Origin of the sequence: Mesorhizobium sp. M4A.F.Ca.ET.022.05.2.1 (genome assembly GCF_003998845.1) — a bacterium.
Taxonomy (GTDB): domain Bacteria; phylum Pseudomonadota; class Alphaproteobacteria; order Rhizobiales; family Rhizobiaceae; genus Mesorhizobium.
The window spans coordinates 1-2,725 of record NZ_RZOJ01000590.1 but is presented as its reverse complement, the minus strand read 5'-3'; the positions used below and the strand labels follow the sequence as shown (position 1 = coordinate 2,725).

The 2,725-nt window shown below is 64.7% G+C and carries 3 protein-coding genes; all 3 read right to left on the bottom strand.

The window, feature by feature from the left end; translation table 11 throughout:
- Window positions 1–18 precede the first annotated feature (18 nt).
- Complete coding sequence (ugpC, locus tag EN745_RS33230) at window positions 19–1,128, bottom strand: sn-glycerol-3-phosphate ABC transporter ATP-binding protein UgpC (RefSeq protein ID WP_126057033.1); 1,110 nt, start codon at window positions 1,126–1,128, stop codon at window positions 19–21.
- A gap of 2 nt (window positions 1,129–1,130) precedes the next feature.
- Window positions 1,131–2,177, bottom strand: a complete 1,047-nt coding sequence (locus EN745_RS33225) for an NAD(P)-dependent alcohol dehydrogenase (RefSeq protein WP_126057032.1) — start codon at window positions 2,175–2,177, stop codon at window positions 1,131–1,133.
- 15 nt (window positions 2,178–2,192) lie between these two features.
- A partial coding sequence (locus tag EN745_RS33220; RefSeq protein WP_145992285.1) for an ABC transporter permease subunit occupies window positions 2,193–2,725 on the bottom strand: 533 nt, incomplete at its 5' end.

The following is a 2,725-nucleotide window of genomic DNA, read 5'->3' as shown; positions in this document are numbered from 1 at the left end:
GGCAGGCGCTCGACGCGATCAGCTGAGCAGGCTGCCGTTTCGTTCCGGCTTGCGTAGCGATGCGCCCGAAGTCGCGTCGAAGAGGTGGATGCTTTCCTCGTCGAATGTGTAGCGGACCGGCGTGCGCAAGGCCGGGCATTCGCGGGCCGGCACCAGCGCGCTGATCTCCCTGCCGCCAGAGCCGAACGTCACCAGCGCGTCGTTACCATGGAATTCGATGAGATCGGCGGTGCCCTGCAAGAGGCTCCGGCCATCGGCGCCGGCCGTCTTCAGGTCGGGAGGCCGGATGCCGAGCATGGCGCGATCACCGTGCTGGAGATGGAAACCCGAGCCGTCTATTGAAAGTACCGTTCCGGCGCCGGTCAGCGTCCAGCCATTTCCGGCCCGGCCGATCGCCACCTCGACGAAATTCATGTTCGGCGTGCCGATGAAGCCGGCCACGAACAGATTGTCCGGCCGGCGATAGATCTCGGCTGGCGAGCCGACCTGCTCGATGACGCCGTCCTTGAGCAGCACGATGCGGTCGGCCAGCGTCATCGCCTCGAGCTGGTCGTGGGTGACGTAGACCGTCGTCGTCTTCAACGACTGGTGCAGCCTTGCGATCTCGATGCGCATGTGATTGCGCAGCTTGGCATCGAGGTTGGACAGGGGCTCGTCGAACAGGAACACCTTGGGCGTCTTGATCATCGCGCGTGCGATTGCCACGCGCTGCTGCTGGCCGCCGGAGAGCTCGGTCGGCTTGCGGCCGAGATAGGGTTCCAGCCCAAGCGTGCTGGCAACCGCCTCGACCCGTTTCCTGATCTCGGCCGCCGCCACTTTCTGTCGCCTGAGCCCGAAGGCGATGTTGTCGAAGATCGTCATGTGCGGATAGAGCGCGTAGTTCTGGAACACCATGGCGATGCCGCGGTCGCCGGGCTCGAGGTCGTTGACCACCTTGCCGCCGATCGACACCTCGCCGCCAGTGATGTCCTCCAGCCCGGCGAGCATCCTGAGCAGCGTGGACTTGCCGCAGCCGGACGGCCCCAGGAACACGACGAATTCATGCTCCTCAATGCTGAGGTTGAGGTCGCGGATGACGGTGGTTGCGCCATAGGCCTTGTCGACATGGGAGCAGACGATTGCGGACATGATCAGCCCTTCTCGCCGGTAAGCAGGATCTGCAGCTTGACGTCCTGCGGTTTGCCTGCCGCCGCCCGCTCGAACGCCTTGATGCTGTCTAAGAAATCATAGGTGCCGGTGATCAGCGGCTTGAGGTCGACCTTGCCGGAAGCGATCAACTGCAGGGCGCGGTCGAAGATGTTGGCGTAGCGGAACACCGTCTCGATGCGCGCCTCCTTCGAGATCGCCGCCGGCACGTCGAGGCTGACCGGTTCCACCGGCAGTCCGACCAGCACCACCGCGCCGCCTGGCCGCACGATGTCGAACAAATTGGCGAAGGCCTTCGGGTTGCCGCTGGCTTCGAATACGATGTCGGCGCCCCAACCGCCGGTCGCGGCCGCGACGGCGTCGACCAGCGACTGCTCGCCGATATTGACCGGCATGATGCCTTGATACTGCGCGGCGATCTTCAGCTTGGGCGCCGAGAAATCGGAGATCAGCACCTTCGAGCAACCGCCGGCCAATGCGGCAAGCGCGATCATGATGCCGATCGGACCGCAGCCGACGACAACGGCGACATCGCCGGGCACGATGCGCGCCCGCGCCGCTGCCTGCATGCCGATGGCGAAGGGCTCGACCATGGCGCCTTCGGCGAAGGAGACATTGTCCGGCAGCCTGTAGGTGAAGGCCGCCGGATGCACTGCGAAAGGCGCAAGCACGCCATGCACCGGCGGCGTCGCCCAGAAACGCACGTCCGGATCGACATTGTAGATGCCGAGCTTCGTCGCGCGCGACGACAGGTTCGGCACGCCGGGCTCCATGCAGACGCGGTCGCCGACCTTCAGGCTCGCGACGTTGGCGCCGACCTCGACGATCGTGCCTGACGCCTCATGGCCGAGCACCATGGGCTGGCGCACGATGTAGCTGCCGATGGCGCCGTGCGTGTAGTAATGCACGTCGCTGCCGCAGACGCCGACGGTGTGAATGGCGATCCTGACGTCGTCCGGTCCGACGTCGAGCGGCAGCGCGATCTCGCGCAGCGACAGTTCGCCCTTTTTCTCAAGTACCAGTGCCTGCATCGGGTAATCCTCGCATCAAGTCTTCTTTTGCCGGAAAACGGAATTCAGGAAGCCGCTGAGCACGCCGAGGAACAGCAGCGGCGGCAGCGACAGCAACACGACCGAGGCGTTGAGGATGCCCCACGGCACGTTCATGCCTTGCTGCGACAGTTCCGAAGCGACGATCGGCAGCGTCTTGGCGTTGGAGCTGGACAGCATCAGCGCGATCAGGAACTCGTTCCAGACCAGCACGAAGCTGAACGCGATGGCGCCGGCGAGCGAGCGCGCGGCGACCGGCAGCGCGATGCGCCAGAACACCGAATAGGCGCCGTAGCCGTCGACGAAGGCCGCTTCTTCGATCTCCTTCGGCACGCTTTGGAAGGCCGGAATGGCGAGCCACATGATCACCGAGATGGTGAGCTGCGAATAGGTGACGATCAGCGCCGGCAGCGTGTCGTAGAACCCGACCTGCAGCCAGATCACCATCAGCGGAATCGCCACCGCCACCGGCGGCAGGAAGCGCAGCGACAAGACGAAGAACTGGATGTCGCCGGCGAAGCGGTTAGGAT

Coding starts and splice junctions, on each gene's coding strand:
- ugpC (WP_126057033.1), bottom strand. CDS start 1,128: ATGTCCGCAATCGTCTGCTCCCATGTCGACAAGGCCTATGGCGCAACC.
- EN745_RS33225 (WP_126057032.1), bottom strand. CDS start 2,177: ATGCAGGCACTGGTACTTGAGAAAAAGGGCGAACTGTCGCTGCGCGAG.